The organism is uncultured Winogradskyella sp. (genome assembly GCF_947496485.1).
Taxonomy (GTDB): Bacteria; Bacteroidota; Bacteroidia; order Flavobacteriales; family Flavobacteriaceae; genus Winogradskyella.
In genome coordinates this window covers 1-515 of sequence record NZ_CANMCZ010000019.1, presented here as the reverse complement: position 1 = coordinate 515, position 515 = coordinate 1, and the positions used below count along the sequence as shown (strand labels likewise).

Below are 515 nucleotides of genomic sequence, written 5' to 3'. Positions count from 1 at the left end.
TAAGTATCCGTAGCTTGAACCGTAGTTGTTCCATCAGGTTCTAAACCTTCAGCTGTTACATTGTTGGTAATATTACCTGCATCGACATCAGCCTGTGTTATTGTATAATCAGGTGCAGTGAAAACCCATGTTTCAGAAGGATCAAGGATACCATCACCATTGTCACCAGTAAGCGTCAACGTAGCTGTAATATCACCACCCAATAAATCATCGGTAATGGTAATTGAATTAATAGATACATCACCAGTATTGGTAACTGTGAATGTGTAAGTTACTAAGTCGCCTTCACCTACACAACCATTGGTTGCACTAGAAGCAGTTTTAACAACAGCTATTCCACCATCATCACAAAGTGTTACGTCAGGATTATTGGCATCAATGATATAAGTATCATTAGCTTGAACAGGAGTGGTTCCATCAGGTTCTAAACCGTCAGCCGTTACATTGTTGGTAATATTACCAACATCGACATCAGCCTGTGTTATTGTATAATCTGGTGCTGTGAAAACCCATGT

Annotated in this window: 1 pseudogene; it reads right to left on the bottom strand. The window is 39.6% G+C overall.

Features of this window, described 5'->3' with window-relative positions:
- A pseudogene (locus Q0822_RS18210) lies at window positions 1–515 on the bottom strand (hypothetical protein); the annotation flags it as partial.